General features: G+C 59.1%; 19 protein-coding genes. 3 read left to right on the forward strand and 16 right to left on the reverse strand.

Annotated features, from left to right (window positions below):
* The first annotated feature begins 684 nt into the window (after positions 1-684).
* Positions 685-1,239, forward strand: a complete 555-nt coding sequence (locus tag HBA49_RS06740) for a hypothetical protein (protein ID WP_225866134.1) — start codon at positions 685-687, stop codon at positions 1,237-1,239.
* 29 nt (positions 1,240-1,268) lie between these two features.
* Here HBA49_RS06740 and HBA49_RS06745 read toward each other — a convergent pair whose 3' ends face one another.
* From HBA49_RS06745 to HBA49_RS06760, 4 genes are all read right to left on the reverse strand, one after another.
* Positions 1,269-2,363: a DoxX family protein gene (locus HBA49_RS06745; protein ID WP_040432229.1), complete on the reverse strand. Its 1,095-nt coding sequence runs from the start codon at positions 2,361-2,363 to the stop codon at positions 1,269-1,271.
* A 247-nt stretch (positions 2,364-2,610) separates the two neighbouring features.
* Positions 2,611-2,961 carry a hypothetical protein gene (locus HBA49_RS06750; RefSeq protein ID WP_146743674.1) on the reverse strand — a complete coding sequence of 117 codons (351 nt, stop codon included), beginning with the start codon at positions 2,959-2,961 and terminating at the stop codon, positions 2,611-2,613.
* A 20-nt stretch (positions 2,962-2,981) separates the two neighbouring features.
* Complete coding sequence (locus HBA49_RS06755) at positions 2,982-3,812, reverse strand: HNH endonuclease family protein (RefSeq protein ID WP_005527345.1); 831 nt, start codon at positions 3,810-3,812, stop codon at positions 2,982-2,984.
* Positions 3,813-3,851: 39 nt separating this feature from the next.
* The gene (locus tag HBA49_RS06760; RefSeq protein ID WP_040432317.1) at positions 3,852-4,745 is read right to left on the reverse strand and encodes a LysR family transcriptional regulator ArgP; all 894 of its coding nucleotides are present in this window, start codon (positions 4,743-4,745) and stop codon (positions 3,852-3,854) included.
* 82 nt (positions 4,746-4,827) lie between these two features.
* Between HBA49_RS06760 and HBA49_RS06765 the strand changes: the two genes are divergently transcribed.
* The gene (locus HBA49_RS06765) at positions 4,828-5,562 is read left to right on the forward strand and encodes a LysE/ArgO family amino acid transporter (RefSeq protein ID WP_005527183.1); all 735 of its coding nucleotides are present in this window, start codon (positions 4,828-4,830) and stop codon (positions 5,560-5,562) included.
* 94 nt (positions 5,563-5,656) lie between these two features.
* Here HBA49_RS06765 and gatB read toward each other — a convergent pair whose 3' ends face one another.
* The 9 genes from gatB to HBA49_RS06810 form a co-directional block, all read right to left on the reverse strand.
* Positions 5,657-7,165 carry an Asp-tRNA(Asn)/Glu-tRNA(Gln) amidotransferase subunit GatB gene (gatB, locus tag HBA49_RS06770; protein WP_005527068.1) on the reverse strand — a complete coding sequence of 503 codons (1,509 nt, stop codon included), beginning with the start codon at positions 7,163-7,165 and terminating at the stop codon, positions 5,657-5,659.
* 32 nt (positions 7,166-7,197) lie between these two features.
* Positions 7,198-7,869 carry a response regulator gene (locus HBA49_RS06775; protein WP_005523109.1) on the reverse strand — a complete coding sequence of 224 codons (672 nt, stop codon included), beginning with the start codon at positions 7,867-7,869 and terminating at the stop codon, positions 7,198-7,200.
* The gene (locus HBA49_RS06780; RefSeq protein WP_005527369.1) at positions 7,866-9,023 is read right to left on the reverse strand and encodes a sensor histidine kinase; all 1,158 of its coding nucleotides are present in this window, start codon (positions 9,021-9,023) and stop codon (positions 7,866-7,868) included. The genes HBA49_RS06775 and HBA49_RS06780 overlap by 4 nt, the downstream gene beginning before the upstream one ends.
* Complete coding sequence (locus HBA49_RS06785) at positions 9,020-9,772, reverse strand: ABC transporter permease (protein WP_005527203.1); 753 nt, start codon at positions 9,770-9,772, stop codon at positions 9,020-9,022. Before HBA49_RS06785 ends, HBA49_RS06780 begins: the two co-directional genes overlap by 4 nt.
* A gap of 6 nt (positions 9,773-9,778) precedes the next feature.
* The gene (locus HBA49_RS06790) at positions 9,779-10,507 is read right to left on the reverse strand and encodes an ABC transporter permease (RefSeq protein WP_005526948.1); all 729 of its coding nucleotides are present in this window, start codon (positions 10,505-10,507) and stop codon (positions 9,779-9,781) included.
* Positions 10,504-11,415, reverse strand: a complete 912-nt coding sequence (locus tag HBA49_RS06795; RefSeq protein ID WP_005527539.1) for an ABC transporter ATP-binding protein — start codon at positions 11,413-11,415, stop codon at positions 10,504-10,506. The genes HBA49_RS06790 and HBA49_RS06795 overlap by 4 nt, the downstream gene beginning before the upstream one ends.
* 213 nt (positions 11,416-11,628) lie before the next feature.
* Positions 11,629-12,744, reverse strand: coding sequence for an alanine dehydrogenase (gene ald / locus HBA49_RS06800; RefSeq protein WP_005527098.1), 1,116 nt, complete (start codon positions 12,742-12,744; stop codon positions 11,629-11,631).
* Between the two features lie 87 nt (positions 12,745-12,831).
* Positions 12,832-13,860 carry an ATP-dependent 6-phosphofructokinase gene (locus HBA49_RS06805; RefSeq protein WP_005523118.1) on the reverse strand — a complete coding sequence of 343 codons (1,029 nt, stop codon included), beginning with the start codon at positions 13,858-13,860 and terminating at the stop codon, positions 12,832-12,834.
* A 94-nt stretch (positions 13,861-13,954) separates the two neighbouring features.
* Positions 13,955-15,394, reverse strand: coding sequence for a DHA2 family efflux MFS transporter permease subunit (locus HBA49_RS06810; protein WP_005527027.1), 1,440 nt, complete (start codon positions 15,392-15,394; stop codon positions 13,955-13,957).
* Between the two features lie 56 nt (positions 15,395-15,450).
* On the opposite strand from HBA49_RS06810, the gene HBA49_RS06815 reads away from it, so the two are divergent.
* Complete coding sequence (locus HBA49_RS06815; RefSeq protein ID WP_005527383.1) at positions 15,451-16,113, forward strand: SGNH/GDSL hydrolase family protein; 663 nt, start codon at positions 15,451-15,453, stop codon at positions 16,111-16,113.
* Here the strand turns inward: HBA49_RS06815 and HBA49_RS06820 are convergent.
* The 3 genes from HBA49_RS06820 to HBA49_RS06830 form a co-directional block, all read right to left on the reverse strand.
* Positions 16,105-17,328 (reverse strand): MFS transporter, encoded by a 1,224-nt coding sequence (locus HBA49_RS06820; protein ID WP_005527502.1) that lies wholly within the window; start codon positions 17,326-17,328, stop codon positions 16,105-16,107. The two genes, HBA49_RS06815 and HBA49_RS06820, sit on opposite strands and share 9 nt — an antisense overlap.
* A 67-nt stretch (positions 17,329-17,395) precedes the next feature.
* A complete protein-coding gene (locus HBA49_RS06825; RefSeq protein ID WP_005527239.1) occupies positions 17,396-18,619 on the reverse strand; it encodes an MFS transporter in 1,224 nt (407 codons plus the stop codon).
* Positions 18,616-18,756: a hypothetical protein gene (locus tag HBA49_RS06830; protein ID WP_225865999.1), complete on the reverse strand. Its 141-nt coding sequence runs from the start codon at positions 18,754-18,756 to the stop codon at positions 18,616-18,618. Before HBA49_RS06830 ends, HBA49_RS06825 begins: the two co-directional genes overlap by 4 nt.
* Between the last annotated feature and the right edge of the window lie 123 nt (positions 18,757-18,879).

Here is an 18,879-nt window from a genome sequence, read left to right on the forward strand (position 1 = left end):
CGTGACCACTGGCGGGATTATTGGCTAGCGCCGGCACTGGTTCGCGTATGGATCGTGGCTTCGTGATAAAGAACAATGATCTCCTCTTCGAAATCTATTTTTCCGCCACATCCACGCACGATGACCGTTACTACAGCACCAGGTTGTGTACTCAGCCATGCTCCCTAACCTTCCTCAACTATGTTCCCAATTACTGCGGCTTTCCCTGGGCAATGAAATCCTAATTTTTAGAGAAAACAACCATCGGTAAACATTGGGAAGAATTATTCACACAACTCGATCAGGATTTATCAGTCGCATGGTCAGAATTAGCAGATGCTCAAGATCTATATACCGTGGTAGAACACGTGCATTCCTGGACAACGAAAGACATCAACATTCAAGGGCTCCCGCCCCGACCTGGTAACTAGACCACTCAAGAAGAATGAGACAACGCCATAAAAATGGTGACGGAATACGTCGATAAGCATCAAAAAGCGCACCCCCGCTCACCACGGGCATGATGGTGGTATGGATTACCAGGAATTAGCGGCGAAACAGCGCGGGTTTCTTCTTTCATCCCAGCTATCCGATCGAGAGTTTTCCGATGCTATCCGCACCGGTTTCATCTGCAGCCCGCCGGGAATGCAATGGTACTTTCACCATGGTCGCTCCAACGAAATACCATGTGCTTCTACTAAGTACATGCAATACGCGTACTGCACCAAACTTGTCGGTGGCCACATAGCCGATAGTATTTACCTGAATTGGTTGGTCGCATTCCCCACCATCCCGCCGGAGCACCGACATCCAACCCCCTATGTTTGTGGCACAAAGGCATTAAAAGCCCGCGGGTTTGACACTGGCCGGTGCGCGGTGGCTGATATCATCATGACCCCGCCGGAATTACTGCCCTATATCGACGAAACTTCCCTGTGCGACTACATCATAAATGAGCATATTACCCCTGATGATTGGGAGCTTGTCGATAATATTCCGGTGGAAAATCCGCTTCCTGCCATGCGTAAATTCCACGAAGATGGTGACGATCGGATAGATGCTATTGATATGGCGTACCAGGCCTACCACCGCGGGTATTCCTGGGAAGACATTGCCTGGACCATTGAACCCGCCAAAGATTTATGGGTTGATGACGATACTGGCACCCAGCCCGCTAACGGCAAAGAGCTCCTCGATATTTTCTTTGCCGAGCGTTCCCCGGATGACCCTCGTCCGCCCTACGATGATGACGACTGGTGATAAGCCCCCACCAGAGGGCGTCGGCAAGCCTAGTTAAAGGGGTTCGCACCCGCACCAAACCACCACAGGGCTGCGGCGCCAACCAGTCCGACGGCGGCGAAAATCCAGGAGGATGCCAACGGCCGACGGGACCAGCCCCGGCTGCGGTCGAATGATATGGTGCCCGGGCCGGTGAACACCATGGCGAACGCAAGCGCGGTGAGCAGCACGCTCAACCACACCGAGTCGTTAGGGCTGAGCACGCTGAAGTTGGGTTGTTTATCAATGGCGTGCAGGGTGCTGAAACCGCACACGGTAATTACCAATGCGGTGGCCACCGGGCTGAGCAGGCCGCACAGGAGGAAAACCCCGGCAGCCAGCTGCAGGGTGGGGATAATGATCGACAAGGCGGAGCCGAACGTGTAGGTGGCGAAGTCGTGTTGCAGGCCGGTGAGGCCGGGGTTCGCACCAATCTGGAAGAACGTGCTCACCGACACAATGATGAGGTAGGTGGAGATAATCGCCCGCACCAGCAGCAACCCGAAGTCCAGGGTGCCGCGTTTTTCTTTGGGCTCGTCCTGGGATCGTGCGTTGAGGAATTCCTCGTTGACGATTTGCCGGTCCCTGGCCATGGCGGGCGCCGCCACCACCGGCGAGGCACCCGGCGTGGGAATCGCCTCGTTTTCGGATGTGGCAGGATAGGACTCCTCATAATCGTCGTAATCCTCATAGTCGTCCACCGGATCGGGGGTACCCCCTGGGCTATTGGGGCCGCCTGGCGCGTAGCTGTCGTCGCGGGTGAGTTCGGCGGTGGCAAAATATGAGGAGTCGGCGTAGTCATCCGCCGTCGACTGCTGCTGTTGTGTTGGCCTAGGTGTGGGCGGGAAATATTGGGGGGTTTTCGACCCATCGCCGGAAGGGTTTCCGAATACGTTCGCGGATAGGTCTTGTTGTGATGCGGCCATCACGGTGGTGTCGTTATCGGTTTTCCTAGGTTTATTGGGGGTGATTTCTTCTGGCACGACCCGGCCGGCCCGGTTGTAGACGTCAGATGCTGGGGTGGCGGGTTTTCGTTGCCCGCCGAATGTGGGAAATTGGTTAGCGAAGGGGTCGTGTTGATGAGAATTGTTAGTGTTGTCGCTCATACTTATCAAGGGTATTCGATAACTATACGGGCATCCCAAACCGGCCACACCGTACCGGGTGGGATTTCTGTGCCAGAAATTATTTTCGAACCTATTATTGGGGGTATGCGGTGGGGATATGCCTGGGATGGGGGAATTTGTTGCGGCGGACACGCAACCATCATTGGTGAATGTTTGTTCGAAAGATTTTCCCATTTGGCATGTTTTATCTGCTACCCCTCCTCCCCCATCATTGGATAAGAGCGCGTTAAGGAAAAGCCAGTGATGATGGCCGACGTTTCATAGCATGCAGGGAATGCATGGGCAGGCCCCGGGCCACTGTCGGGCCGCCGGATCGCCGAAAATTTGGTCGCCTGCTACCGGCATGTGCCGAGGTGTTGGTGTGTAGGCAGACCTCGGGCCGATGTACGTGGCGGCGTTTGGGCCGCAGCTCACCCGACGCGGGGCTGCCGCGATCCCATAGCCTGCTTGCGGTATGGCGGCAGGTGGTTGGCTGCCGTCTCCGGCCGCCTCGCCTGGTTGCCATGCCGGCCGCACCAAGTATCGACCGGTACAAGTCCTGGTTGCCGCGCTCCAGGGCGTTTGAAGAGCGCGGCAACCGGTCATGCTTGGGCAGGTTTAGGAGCAGGTGGCGAGTACTTTCTCCATTGCGTTTTTCTCCGCCGGGGTGACGCTGAGCCCATAGGTGGATTTGATGGTGATTTGCCGGCCCACGTATTCGCACTGGTAGGCGGTGTTTGGTGGGAGCCACTCGGCGGCGTTTTTGGCGGATTTTTGGGTGTTGGATTCCCGGTTGGTGGCCTGAAGGTTGATCGGATCGTTGGCGAAGTTGCGTCGGCGGTCCGCATCCCACTGGTAGGCGCCCGAATACCAAGCGTCGCCTAGGGCCACCACGTGGTCAATGGGAATCAGGTCACTGGATTTTCTTCCGCGTTTGAAGTCAATGGTGGTGTTGGTGTAGGGGTCGTTGAGTTTCCCCTTGGTCACGATGCAGTTGCGTTTGGCGGGTTTGAATTCCACGTCGGTGAGGTCGCGGGCCAGAATGTCGTTGCGGGTGTCGCAGCCGTTATGGCCACCGTCCACGGTGACATCGTCGCTCCAGGGTTTGCCGAATTCGTTCCGATCGTATTTGGGGACGTTGGGGCTAAAACCGCGGGTGGGGAGGCTGCCGAGGGCGGTGCGGGCGGCATTGATGTCGACCGCAGAGAGCGCCGGTGCCGGCTGGCCGGTGGCGTCACCAGCGTCGCCGGTATCACTGGTGTCAGCATCGTCGGGGAGTTCGTTTTCTTCCCCGTTGCTGCTGGTCCCGTCGTCGACAGGCGGTTGTTGGCTGCTTGTGGTGGTTGATTTGCGGGCGAAGGAGCTGCCACTACCTTGGTCGCAGGCTACAAGCGATAGGGCTACGAAGAGGGTGGTTGCGCATGTGGTTACTAATTTTGTTCTGGTCATCGGCGCTAGATTATCACGACATTGAGGCAACATTAGCGATTACTGCTGTAGTGTTTGCGCAGCAGTTTGTACGGCGGTGGTGAGTTTTTCCAATGCTGGTGATTCGAGCCGCCACCTGTGCCAATAGAGGGGCACGTCAAGGATGGTGTCGTCGAGTCGGACCACGTCGCCGCTCATGAGGAGTGGTTGTGCGTGTTGTAGTGGTAGTAGTGACCAGCCGAGTCCTACTCGGGTTGCTTCTGTGAAGGCTTCGGCCGAGGGGATTTGTGATATTCGACGCATGATTGGTTGCGCGTTATCGGGTTCGTGGCGGGTTTTTTGGACGTGGGTTTTGAGGCCTTCGTCTTGGAGGCCGTCGCGGGGGCCGAAGCGGAGTGCTGGCATGGCTTCCCAGTCGACTTGCCCGTCGGTGGTGTATTTGTCGAGTAGCCAGGGGTTGGCGACGGATACGTAGCGCATGGTTCCGAGTTCGATGGCGTCGCAGCCGGGGGCGGGGTGGGGGTCGCGGGTGACTGCGCCGAGCACGTCGCCGCGGCGCAGGAGGTTGAGTGAGTGGGATTCGTCTTCGATGCGGAGGGTGAGGGTGACGGCATCCCAGCTGGCTACCCTGGCGAGCACGGGCGGGAACCAGGTGGCGAGCGAGTCGGCGTTGATGGCGACTGATAGTGGGATGGTGGCGATGCGTTCTTTGAGGTTGGCCATGGTTTCGGCTTGGAGTAGTGCCATGCGGCGGGCGGCTTGCATGAGGACTTCGCCGGCTTCGGTGGCGCTGACGGGGGTGCCGCGGCGCAGCAGGAGGCGGCCGACGGTTTTTTCCAGGGTTTTGATGCGTTGGCTCACGGCTGATGGGGAGATTCCGAGGATGTAGGCGGCGTCTTCGAAGCTGCCTTCGTCCACAATGGTAAGCAGGGTTTGGAGGTGAATGGGGTTCATGACCAGCATTATAAAGCGGTTCTTACGCAAGTTAATAAAAAGTAATTTTACTTAAGTGGGTGTTTCGGTAACACTAAGACCTATGAGCATTGCTGTTGCTGGTTTCCTCTTGGGTCTTTCTCTCATTGTTGCCATCGGCCCGCAAAACGCCCTGGTGATCCGTCAGGGCGTCAAGCGTGAGGGTTTGATTGTCGTGCTTGCTATTTGCATGCTGAGCGATATTTTCTTGATCTTTGGTGGCACTGCCGGCGTGGGCGTGATTATTGAAAAAGCCCCTCTTGCCCTGGTGGCGTTGAAGTGGTTTGGTGCCGCCTACCTAGCTTGGTTCGCGGTTTCGTGTTTTAAGGACATGGTAAAGCCGCGGGCGTTGGACAGTTCCGCCACCGATAATGGTACTTCGCTTGACGACGCCCCCACGGTGGCACATATTTCGAACGTGGATTCGACCAGTGGGAATGGTGGCCAGGTGCAAACCAAGACCCGGCCCATCACCACCACTGCCCCAACCCGGCAGGCTCACCCGGCTCGGCCGTGGGTGAAACCCGCATTGGCGGCGTTGGCGTTTACCTGGCTCAACCCGAGCGCCTATATTGATACGCTCGTCATGTTGGGTGGGATCGCTAACCAACATGGGGAATCCGGCCGGTGGGTGTTTGCGGCGGGCGCGCTGATGGCGTCGGCAGTGTGGTTTCCATTGTTGGGGTTTTTCTCGACGCGGTTTTCCCGGGTGCTGAGCCGGCCGCAGGCGTGGCGGGTCATCAATGGTGTGATTGGGTGCATCATGGTGGTGATGTGCATTCGGCTGATAATGCACTAGGAAGACCAGGTGGAGGAAATAACAATAGGCCGCAGATCGGCGGAAGTGGGGGTTGCCGACCTGCGGCCTTTTGGGTTTGCGGCTCTCGCGGGGGTTATTCGGCGAGTTTCGCGGCGATGAGCTTATTCACCTGCCCGGGGTCGGCCTTGCCGCGGGTGGCCTTCATGACCTGGCCAACGATAGCGCCGGCCACCTTGGTGTTGCCGGCCCGGTATTTGGCCACAATGTCGGGGTTGGCGGCAATGGCCTCATCGACGGCGGCTTCGATGGCCCCGTCGTCGCGGACGACCTCCAGACCGCGGGCGGCAACAACCTCGTCGACGTCGCCTTCGCCGGCAAGCACCCCATCAACCGCCTGGCGGGCGAGCTTATTGGTGAGCTTCCCCGCCTTGATGAGCTCCACCACGTGGGCGACCTGGGTGGGGGTGATGGGCAATTGGTCGAGCTCTATGCCTTGCTGGTTGGCTTTTTGCGCCAGGTAGGAAACCCACCAGGAGCGGGCCTCGCCGGAGGTGGTGCCCGCCGCAACGGTGGCGATGATGGGTTCGAGGGCACCGGCGTTGACAATGTCCCGCATTTCAGCGTCGGAGATGCCCCATTCTTGCTGGATGCGGGCCTTCCGCACCCAGGGCAGTTCCGGTAGGGTGGCCCGGATTTCTTCCACCCATTCCCTCGGGGCGATGACTGGGGGCAGGTCGGGGTCATTGAAGTAGCGGTAGTCCTCGGCGGTTTCCTTGGGCCGGCCCTTGGTGGTGGTCCCGTCGGTCTCCTGATAGTGGCGGGTTTCCTGGATAATGGTGCCGCCGTCGGCGAGGACCTGGGCTTGCCGCTGCATTTCGTAGCGGACCGCCTGGTAGACGGAGCGCAGGGAGTTAATATTTTTCGTTTCGGTGCGGGTGCCGAACTCGGTGGCACCAATGGGTTTGAGGGACACGTTGGAGTCGACACGCATGGATCCCTGGTCCATGCGGGCGTCGGAAACCCCGAGGGCCTTGACCAGGTCGCGGAGGGCGGCAACGTAGGCGCGGGCAACCTCGGGGGCGCGGCGGCCGGCGCCAATGATGGGTTTCGTGACGATCTCGATGAGGGGAACACCGGCCCGGTTGCAGTCAACGAGGGAGGAGGTGGCGCCGTGGATGCGGCCGTCGGTGCCACCAATGTGGGTGAGCTTGCCGGTGTCTTCCTCCATGTGGGCGCGCTCGATTTCGACGCGCCATTCGGTACCATCGTCGAGAATAACGTCAAGGTAGCCGTCGTAGGCTATGGGCTCGTTGTATTGGGAGATTTGGTAGTTTTTGGGCTGGTCGGGGTAGAAATAGTTTTTGCGGGCAAATCGGGATGATTCGGCGATGCTGCAGTTTAAGGCCAGGCCGATCTTAATGGCCCACTCCACGCCTTTGGCATTGACGACTGGGAGCGCCCCGGGCAGTCCTAGGGAGACGGGGTCTACATGGGAGTTGGGTTCCGCACCAAAGCGGGCGGAGGAGGTGGAGAACATTTTCGTTTCGGTGGCGAGTTCCACATGGACTTCCATGCCCATTACTGGTTCGTATTGTTCTAAGACGTCGTCGTAGTCCATCAATTCGTCAAAAGCGGTTGTCATACCCACAAACTATACCGCTTGGGTGGGGATTTTTAGACTTGGCCACCAGAGAGTAGTTCGTCGGTGCTTACTACCCCAGTACGGTAGGCGAAAAGCACTGCGTGGACCCGGTCACGGGAATTGGTTTTCATGAGAATGTGCCGCACATGGGTTTTGACGGTGGCCATGGATACGTATTCGTGGTCGGCGATTTCCTGGTTAGTCAGGCCCAAGGCGATGAGCCGGAGAATAACGGTTTCTCTAGGGGTGAGTTCGGCCACGGCCGGTGAAGGGGTTGGTGCGGCGGGCTGGTTGGGGTGTTTGAGTAATTCCAGCACGTGGGCGGTGGCGGTGGGCGCGAGCACCGCCTGCCCGTCATAGACGAGGCGGATGGCGTCGAAAAGCTCTTCCGGCTCGACATCTTTGAGAAGGAAACCGCTGGCTCCGGCGGCGATGGCGCCGGCGACAAATTCTTCATCATCAAAGGTGGTGAGCATGATGACCTTGGTGTCGGGGTTGGCGGCGATGAGCTGTTTCGTGGCCTCAATACCGTTGAGTTCGGGCATTTGGATATCCATGAGCACAATGTCGACGGGTTTTTGGTGCGCAACCTGGGTGCCGTCGGCAACCTGCCAACTCGCTTCCATGTCAGCTTGGGAATTGATGAGCAGGCTAAAGCCGGTTCGGACAAGGGGTTGGTCGTCAGCAAGGCCGATGGTTATCATCGTGGGATTTCTACTTTCACAAGAAACTCGTTGTTATCGGTTCTCACCTGCGTGGCCCCACCCAGGGCGGTAGCACGCTCCCGCATGCCCTGTATCCCATATCCGGGGTCGGGCCGGTGTTCGGGAAGGCGGTTTGTTGCGGTAATGGTGACATGTTTCTCGGTCGTTTCTACCGTAAGTTGGCCACGTTGTCCAGGGGAATACTTCAACATATTGGTGAGTAATTCCTGGATGATGCGGTACAAGGTGGTTTGGATAAGCTGCGGCAGATCATCAGGCAGGGTGTCGATTCCACTGGTGTGGACATCCAGCCCGGCATGGCGGGCGTCGTAAAGCAGGCCGCGGATCGCCGCAATGTTGAAGACCGCGTCGGCGTCACGGCCTTCATTATCGCGGAGCACGCTGAGCAGACCACGCATTTGTTTCAGCGCACTGCGGGACGTTGCGGCTATGGTCTCCAACGCTTCGGTGCCGACTTCGGGGTTGGTGGGGTTGGTGTAGCGGGCGCCGTCGGCGAGGGCGATCACGGCGGACAGGTTGTGGGCCACAATGTCGTGCATTTCGCGGGCGATGCGGGTGCGTTCCACAATGGCTGCCAATTCGGCGCGGTCCTGCAAAGCCTGGTGTTCCGCTTGCCGACGCCGGGCCACACCACCCAACTGCCAGAAGAACCCCACAATGATCCAGCTTATTACGACGGCTGTGACACGAAGCTGCCAGGCACTCACATAATTTTGGGCATCGGCGTCAAGAAGCTTGTCGTTCATCATCTCGGCCGCAGCAATACCGGCGAGAATCCAAACCAGCCACAGGGGCCGCCACCTAGGATTACAGTTGGCGCTGGCGAGATAGATGACGTAAAGGAGTGGAATACCGACCCGAGGGAAATCGCTGGCCACCTGCGCAACAAGGAGGGCGGTAAAGGAGCAGGCAATCACCCCCATGGTAGCGTCGGGATATTTCGGGTGGATGCATAACGCCACCGTCACAGTAAGGTAAACAACAAACCCGATGATGTGTTGGGTGGAGGTCAGCGGCGGCACCCCAACCGTGGGATGGGGATCAAGGAAACTGATGGTAAAAAGCACCCCCAGCGCGACGATGATGAAAAGTCGGAGCGGGTGCCCCACCCAGGTGTTGAGACGCTCGATCATGAGTATTCCCGGTTAGTGAAGATACGGACGAACCCGATCAGGAAAACACCGGCAAGCACGGCACTGGACAGGAAAATCGTGACCACACTCCCCATATCAATGCTGGTGCCGGTGGTGCCGGTGGCCACGGAAATAAGCGAAAGGCTACGGCTCACCAACGAATAGGGGAACAACCAGCCGAGATCCCGGATCCAGCCGGGGGCGAAACTAAACGCAATCCCGATAATGAGCCCGAGGAACGACCAGGCGATGGGGGCGGCGAACGATTTCAGGTACATGGACAGCACGGACTGCAGCAACACCAACGGCACGGCGGCAACAATGCTGATGAGCACCAACACCAGATACTTCAAGGGCGGGGCACCGTTATGGCTGGCAAAAGTGACGCCAACAACGAAAGTGCCGACCACGAGAATGAGCTGCATAAATAGGATCAGAATACTCACAGCCGTGGTTTTCGCCGCAATGAGGCTCACTGCCCGGCGCGTGTTGGTGCGGAGCATGGTGTAGTTCGAGCCTTGGTGTTCCATGCGCCAGGCGGCGGCAACAATAACGGCGACACCAATGCTGAGGTAGAACATGCCGTAGAAGAGGAGAACCTGGCTGAACAGGGAATCCCAGCCGTGGGTGAGGGCCCCTGGGTTACTGAAATAGTTGATGCTGCCGGTGATAACTGCCAGAAGCGGGAGGACGATGGCGATGAGCCACAGGTGGGAGCGGCGGAGTTTGAGTAGTTCGGCGCGAAGCATGATAGGTCAGCTTTCTCCTTTGTTGAGTTGCGTGGTGTGGTAGTAGAACCCCCCGGCGATGAGGATGGTGAGGGTGGTAAAGCACAGGTAGGTGAGGATTCCGGGGTTGGTGTAGACGAGGCTGTGGGTTTCGCTGCTGGCGGTGGCGGGTAGGATGAGCGAATAGTATGCCCAGGGGATAAACCGGGTGATGTAGCGGGGCAGCAGGAAGGAGAACATTGCGATAAACGCCCCGAGGGTGCCCACGCCGATGCTGACGAGTTGGTTGTCGTAGCGGTGCGCCAGGATGATGTGGACCATGCAGGTGAGCAGGTTCATGATGATGACGCACAGGATGTAGCTGACCCAGGCGGAGGCCTTGAAGTTTGTGCCGCCGGCACTGAGGTAGAAGGCGAGTGGGACGAGGATTTCCACCAGGGTGAAGGGGATGAGAATGATCGTGAGGATGGCGAACTTGGTTCGGCAGAGGGTGCCGGGTGGGGCGCCGATGAGGGAGAAGGATCGCCATCCGCCCCCGGAATGTTCGATTTCGACGATCCTGGTGGTGATGGTGGCAATGAGGATGGGCACCAGGAAGGCCTGGATCATGCCGATGCCGGAGAGTTCAGCGGCGAGGTCTTTGATGCGGCTGGCGCCAAAGCTGCCGATGTTGAAGAGGCAGAGCAGGAAGAGCATCCCCAGGACCATGGGCGCGATTTTGAGGTGGCGGAGTTTGCGGAATTCGATGGCGATCATTGGAGTTGCCCCTGTGCGGTGAGTTTCATGAAGATGTCTTCGAGGGATTGCGATGCCCGATAGGCTTCGAACACTCGTGCGCCCACGGCGTGGAGTTCGCCGAGCAGGTGGGCACCATCGTCCTTGCTAAGGTTGGACAGGCTGACGGTGGTGGGAGAAAGCATGCGGGCGCCCGGGAAGTTTTGGAGCCGGCCAGCTTGGTCGGATTCGATGACGAAATCGGGGATGGACTGGCCGGACAGCTCTTCGCGGCTGCCCTGGAAAATGAGGGTGCCGTTATTGATAATGCCGAGCACGCTGGCCATTTTGTCGATTTCGTCGAGCAGGTGGCTGGACACCATGATGGTGATGCCCTGCTGGGCGAGGTGGATGATGAGCGACCGGATTTCTTCAATGCCCGCAGGATCCAGCCCGTTGGTGGGCTCGTCCAGGATGAGCAGTTCGGGTTCCCTGGCCAGGGCCATGGCGATGCCGAGGCGCTGTTTCATGCCGAGGGAATAGTTTTTGACCAGCTTGTCCTTGTTTTTGGTCAGGCGCACAATGTCGAGTGCCTGGATGATTTGTCGCTCCTCCAGCCCCAGCATGGATTGGACGATTTGGAGGTTTTCCCACCCGGTGAGATGCCCATAGCCTGGTGGGGCCTCAATCATGGAGCCAACCCGGCCCAGCAGTTCGGGGCGGCTGGCTTTGGTGAGTTTCCGGCCGTTGATGAATACCTCACCGGCGGTGGGTTTCATGAGCCCCAGGAGGAGTTTCATGGTGGTGGATTTCCCGGAACCATTGGGGCCGAGGAACCCGTAGACGGTGCCCTGGGGCACGAGAAGATCAACGTTGTTGACGGCGCGGTGCTCGCCGAATGTTTTGGTGAGCCCGTGGGTTCGGATGATGTGGAAATCATGTTCTTGCATGGTTTCTATCATTGCTGGTTATTGCCGTAATAGCGTCACCCCATGGTGTGAAACTCTGGTCGTAGTGATGTCATCCCTGGGGCTAAACCCGAACCGCTCCCCCACCGCTGTGGGTTTCATGTGGGTTTATGCCATATCACCCCACCCGGTTGGGTGAGGTGCGAGTGTGTGGTGTGCCATACGCGCCACCAAGACTGTCGAGATGGCTCGTGGTTAGCCTGCGAGAATCGTGTCAACCGGCACATAATCTCGGCCCAGGGCTTCGGCGGCCTCGGGGTGGGTGAGCGAACCGGCGTGAACGTTCAGGCCCCGGGCTAGGTGCGGGTCGCGGGTGAGCGCTTCCTGCCACCCCAAGTCGGCGAGCCGCAGCAGATACGGCAGGGTGGCGTTGGTCAGGGCTACCGTGGAGGTGCGGGGCACCGCGCCGGGCATGTTGGCCACGCAGTACATTTGCTTGCCGTCTTGGTCGAAGACCGGGTCTTCGTGGGTGGTGGGGCGGGAGCCTTCGAAGCAGCCACCCTGGTCAATGGCAATATCGACCAGCACGGAGCCGTTGCGCATGGCGGCGATCATGGGCCGGGTGACAAGTTTGGGGGTGGCTGCGCCGGGGATGAGGACGGATCCGACCACCAGGTCCGCGGCGACTACCACGTCGGCGACGTTATATTCGTTGGACATGAGGGTTTTCAGGTGGGGGCCGTATTGGGAGTCCAATTGGCGCAGCCGGTTGATGTTGATGTCGACAATGGTGACGTTGGCGCCCATGCCGAGTGCCATGCGGGCGGCGTTTTCTCCGGCGATACCGGCACCGATGATGGCCACATTGGCGGGTGGGGTGCCGGGGACTCCGCCGAGGAGGATGCCGGAGCCGCCGAAGGGTTTCATGAGGTAGAAGGCACCCACTTGGACGGCGAGGCGGCCGGCGATTTCGCTCATAGGGGCGAGTAGTGGCAGACCGTTGTTGCTGGTGACGGTTTCGTAGGCAATGCCAGTCACGCCGCGGTCCATGAGCGCTTGGGCGCCGTCGGGGTCGGCGGCAAGGTGCAGGTAGGTGAAGAGCACTTGGCCGTCGCGCATGTGTGGCCATTCGCTGGCTTGTGGTTCTTTCACCTTCACGATGAGGTCGGCGTCGGCCCACACCTGGGCGGCGGTGGGGATGGTGGTGGCGCCGGCAGTTTTGTAGTCGGTGTCGGTGAACCCGGAGGCGGCACCAGCGGCGGTTTCCACGAGGATGGTGTGGCCGTTTTTGGAGAGTTCCCGCACGCCGGCGGGGGTGAGGGCAACGCGGGATTCGCTGGGTTTGATTTCTTTGGGGCAGCCGATAATCATGGGGTTTTCTCCGTTCGTGTGTTTTGAGAGTGAAAAAGCGTCGAAAAGCCTAAAAAGGGGAACGCTTTTCGACGCTGCCAGCAGGGGTTAACCGAATAATGCGCGCGCGGTGCGGTACCGACTGTCGGGAACAACCTTGAGCTTGCCGACGGCATCTTCCAGGTCGATTAGTTCAACGTGTTCGCCGCGGAGGGCCACGCATTTGCCGAAATCTTTGTCGTGACAGGCGCGGGTGGCGTGCACACCGTAGCGGGTCGCCAATACCCGGTCGAAGGCGGTGGGGGTACCGCCCCGTTGGATATGGCCCAGCGTGGTGGTGCGCACATCGTGGCCGAGGCGTTTTTTGATTTCGTCACCAATGACCTGGCCGATGCCGTTGAACACTTGGTGGCCGAATTGGTCGACGGCACCTTCGGTAAAGTCCATGGTGCCAGGCTTGGGCAGTGCACCTTCGGCGACCACGATAATGCCGTATTTTTCACCCAATTGGAATCGGCGTTCCATTGCTTTGGTTATTTCGGCAATATCGAAGGGAACCTCGGGGATGACAATATAGTGGGCGCCGCCAGCCATGCCAGCGTGCAGGGCAATCCACCCCACGTGTCGGCCCATGACCTCCACGATCATCACCCGGTTGTGGGATTCCGCGGTGGTGTGCAGCCGGTCGATGGCATCAGTGGCGACGGACACCGCAGTGTCGAAACCGAACGTGTAGTCGGTGCCGTTCACGTCATTATCAATGGTTTTAGGCACACCCACAACAGGGATGCCATTATCGGATAGCCATTTCGCACCCTTGAGGGTGCCCTCGCCACCGATGGGGATGAGTGCGTCAATGCCTGCCTCTTCAAGGTTTTCCCTGATCTGTTCGAGGCCGCTTTTGAATTTATCGGGGTGGAGTCGGCCGGTACCCAAAATGGTGCCGCCGCGGAGAAGGATTCGGTCAATGTTTTCATCGTCATACAGTTGTATGCGTCGATCTTCCATGAGACCGACCCAACCATCCTCATATCCCACGACTGTGGAACCATATTCAGTTGCGGTACGAACAATACCGCGGATAACAGCATTCAGGCCGGGGCAGTCACCACCGGAGGTCAGTGTGGCAATACGCATGCTATCAATCCTAATGTAAATTTGAACTGAATGCCCGATCAAACATAACCCCACAAAACCTTTCTACCTGCTGTTTTCCCGAATCATAGGTGGTTTAGGAGTGTGAACTTTCTCGCATATGGGGTTTGTACTCGAATTTTGATACCGAAATCAGGCCGATGACAAGCACAAGCACGACCGGAATGAGGGAATTTCCCATGGCCGTAGTGAACGCCGTGTAGGCTGTCCCAATCTGCATGGCCGCCCCCACCACGGCGGCACCCACCACCGACCCCACCTGCCGAGTTGCGTTATACACCCCGGAGGCAGCACCCATGTGGTGCAGGGGCACATCCCGCAAGCTGGTGGACGAGTTCGGGGACCACACAAACCCATTGCCGATACCCAATAACGCCACGGGGATAAGAATGCACCACAATGGCACCCCGTCTCGCATGACCAGCACGAACCCGAAGATGCTGGCGAGCATGAAGCTAAACCCAATCATCGACAGCACCCGGGGGTTGATGCGATCGCTCATGCGGCCAACGAAGGGCGATAGGCTGCCGGAGAATAGTGCGATGGGAACCATGTACAGGCCAGCCTGCTGGGCGCTCAGGTGGTGGCCGTTTTGCAGAAACAGCATGGCTGGGATGAAGATGCCGCCAATGGCGAATCCCATGGTGGTGATGGATATGGTGCCCAGGGTGAAGTTTTTTATGGTGAAGAGGTCGAGCGGCACGAGGGCTTCGGTGTTGCGTTTGGTTGCGGTGGCCTGGAGTCGGACGAAGACGACGGCAAGCGCCAACCCCACGACAAGAATGGGCCAAATCCAAATGGGCCACCCCAGGTCGGGACCCTGTTGGATGGTGAACACAATGCTGCTCATGGTGATAATGGACACGATGACGCTGAGGAAATCCAGGCGGCGGGCCAGCCGCGGCAGGTCCGGCACCATGAGCCACACCATGATGATGGACACGATACCGAATGGCACATTGATAAAGAAAATCCATTCCCAGCCAATGGCGCTCACAATAATCCCGCCGAGGATGGGGCCGGCGAGTGATGCGAGGCCAGCAACGACTCCCCACATTCCCATGGCGGCGCCGCGGCGGTGGCGGGGAAAAATGCGGTTAATGACGCTCATGGTTTGCGGGGTGATGAGCGACGCGCCGATTCCCTGAATAGCACGGGCAATGATGAGGATTTCCACGGTGGGTGATAACCCGCAGGCTAACGAGCTGATGGTGAAAATCACCATGCCAATGAGGTAGATGTTGCGCTGCCCGTACCGATCCCCGAGTCGGCCGGTGACGAGCAACGGCACGGCGAAAAACAGGAGGTAAATGCTGGTGACCCACACGACTTGGTTGAGGCTGGCGCCAAGCTCGGTTTGCAGGTCCGGGGTGGCGACCGCGACGATGGTTTGGTCGAGAAGGATCATGAAAAACCCGATGCATAACGCTAGGAGCGCGCGCCAGGCTTGCCGTTCGGTTATTGGTGGGTTCTTATTGGGTTGTGGCGTGGACGATGCGGAGGGATTATTAGTCATCGGGAAAGAATATACTACGCTTGGTTTCAGCTGATCGAGTGATGGTGGTGAGGGTGATGACCGAGTTTAAACACGTTGTGGTGTATGGGGATTCGTTGTCGTGGGGGATCATTCCTCTCACCCGGCGGCGGCTGGATTTTGCTTCCCGGTGGCCGCAGGTGATGGCGCGGGATCTCAACGATACGGCCGAGGCGGCCGGCCGGGACTATCGGGTGCATGTGACGGAGGAGTGCCTCAATGGTCGGCGAACCGCGTTCGAGGATCCCTATAAGCCGGGCCGCAGCGGTTTGATTGGGATTCAGCAGGTGATTGAGGCCCAGTCCCCACTGGATGTGGTGATTATCATGTTGGGGACGAATGATTTCCAGTCGATTCACCGGCATACGCCCTGGCATTCGGCAATGGGGATCGCGGCGATCATTGATGCGATTCGGGCGACCACGCTGGAGCCGGAGATTCCGGTACCGAAAATCCTGGTGGTGGCGCCGCCGGCGTTGGATCACCCGCGGGGCCCGATTGGGCCGAAGTTTACCGGGGGCGATACCGCATCGGCGGGGTTGGCGGATGCGTTGCGGCAGATCACGGCGGAGTATGGGTGCGAGTTTTTCGACGCGAATTCGGTGATCACAAGCAGCACGGTCGACGGGGTGCATTTAGACAAAGAGCAGCACCGTGTGCTGGGTAAGGCGGTGTCGAAAGTGGTGGCGCAGCTACTGTAGGTTGCTTTGCGACGCCCCCAAGGTGCGATACCCCATGACCCCAAGCCACAGGAACATGGCGGTGACGCACAGGGAGCATCCCAGGGCAACATGGTAAATGTCGGTGGCCTGAAGCGCCGCCGTGGTGGCCATGAGCCCGATGGGCCCGGCGAAGGAATCCAGGGCACTGAACAGGGAAAACACCCGACCCCGAATGGTTTCCGGCACGTTTTCGGTCACCACGACGGTGCCGATCGGCCGGAGTATCCCATTGCCGCAACCGGCGGCGAACATGCCCACCACCACAATGGTGGTTACGGTGAGACAGGAAACCCCCAAAAATCCCATGGCGGTGGCACCGATCGCCACCAGCCACAGCAGGTTACGGCGCAACCGCTCCCCCACCGCCGCGATCACAATACTGCCGGCGATCATGCCGACGGCATAGCTGGATAGGGCAAACCCCATGGTAGTGGGGCTATTGGTGTGGGTGAAGTGGGCGGGCAAGATCACCATGAGATAGGGGAAAACCGCCATGGCGATGACTATCTCTACGACGAGAATGGGCCGAAGCATGGGGTGCTTCACCACGTCCCGCCACACCGTGACAGTACCGCGCACGCTGGAATGCTCCGCCGGGGCGTGGTGCGCGTTGAGGCGGATAACCCAGGTCATGAGGGCGGCAATCCCAGAACAGGCGGCGGTCAACCAGAGGATCCAGGTGATCGGCAACTGCCCCAACAGCACGCCGGCAAGCGCCGGCCCCACAAGATAGCACACCCCCATGATGGATTGGTTGGCGCCGGCCAACCAATCCAGGCTCTTGCCAGAACGCTCTGAAATGTCGCCGACGAGGGCGGTGCGGGCGGCCATGCCGGGCACGTCGCCGACGGCGCCGAAAATACCGATGGCGATGAACCATGGGAGGGTGGCCCCCACCGTGGTGTCGACGGCAATGAGCCACACCACGGAGACAGCGGAAATAATGTCGGAGATCACACTGATGCGTTTGCGCCCGTACCGGTCGATGACGTCTCCGCCCATGGTCGCCACAATGATGGAGGGGAGCAGAATGCAGGTGGCGACCAGGCCGGCCGCGGCGGGATCCCCGGTGCGGTGCAGCACCAGCCAGGGCCACACCACATTAGAGATGGCGTTGCCGAGCGCTGATGATAGCCCAGAGCCAAGATAGAGCCAGGCTGCCCCGGGATGCCGGGTGACGGGATGGGTGGTCATCACAATCGCCTTCTTTCGACCATCGGTCAGTTTCCACTCCCCATAATACCGACCATTGGTCGGTTGGTCAACGCGCTGCGACGTCGTAAAGCACCCGCACCCCGGCGATCGCCGCCCCCACCATCACCACGACGCCCGTCAGACCGCACACCATGGCGACCCGATACACGCTGGTCAGCCCCAATGCCACGGTTGTGGCGGCCAACCCTATCGGGCCCGTCAGCGACCCTACCGCAGTAAACAGCGAAAACGCCCGACCCCGGCGCGATGTGGGAATGGTTTCGGTCACGAGGACTGTGACGATTGGTTGCATCATGCCGCCGGCGATTCCGGCGGTGAGCATGCCAGCGATCACTATAGGGGTGAGGCTGAGCCAGGCGATGCCAATGAATGCGAGGCCGTTGAATCCCATGGCTATGGCCCATATCAGTCGGCGGTGGCTGGTTCCGACCTGGGCGATGATGGTGCCGCCAACGATCATGCCTATGGCGTAGCTGGAGAGGGCGAATCCTAGGGCTGTTGAGTTATTGATGCTTTCGAAATGTGCGGGTAGGAGCACCATGATGAAGGGGGATACCAGTATTTGGGTCATGAGGGTAATGATGGCGAACAATCGAATTGCTGGGATGTGGAGGATTTCCCGCCATATGGCCCATTCTGGTGCGGGTGTGCTGTGTTCTTGTCCGGGTTTTTGTGTTCCTAGGGTGATGAATGTGGTGAGTAGTGCGGCGGTGGCGGAGCAGCCGGCGGTGATCCACAGGATTGATGTCATGTTCATGGCGGAGAGCATGAATCCGGCGAAGGCTGGTCCGAGGAGGAAGCTGATGCCGCTCATGCCTTGTGATGCGCCAGCTAACCAGTCGGTGGTTTTGCCGGAGCGTTCCGAGATGTCGCCGACGAGGGCAGTGCGGGCAGCCATGCCGGGTACGTCGCCGACGGCGCCGATGATTCCTAGGGCGATGAACCAGGCCATGGTGAGTCCGGTGGTGGCGTCGACTGTGATGAGGGCAATGACGGAGGCGGCGGAAATGATGTCCGAGATGATGCTCATGCGTTTCCGGCCGAATCTGTCGATGAGGTTGCCACCGATGAGGGCGAATGCCGCTGAGGGGAGGACGATGCATGTGGTGACTAGTCCTGCGGCGGCGGGGTCTCCGGTGCGTTGGAGAACGAGCCAGGGCCATATCACGTTGGCTATTGCGTTGCCGAATGCCGAGAGGAATGTTGCGCCGAGGTAGAGGTAAGCGGCGTTGGGGTTGGGTGGGGTGTTGGTGGAAGTTGGTGGTGTCATCGTGCTGCTTTCCAGGTGTTGAGCAGCGTGATGGACACATGGGACACCGATGATGGCGGCCGATTATGGGGGTGAAACGCTACGGGTATTGGCGGGTGATTATGCGGTAGTGTGCCGGTGATAATAGGAATAGCCATGGGGGTATTGTGCAGCATGGCATAGAGGGAAACAACGCCCAATCAGGGGAAATATTAGCCTCCCCCAAATGGTGGAGGTGTGTGGTGTTAGATTGCACACATGGTGGTAGCGGCCGGCGGCAG

It is taken from the genome of Corynebacterium matruchotii (assembly GCF_011612265.2).
In the GTDB taxonomy this organism is placed as follows: Bacteria; Actinomycetota; Actinomycetes; order Mycobacteriales; family Mycobacteriaceae; genus Corynebacterium; species Corynebacterium matruchotii.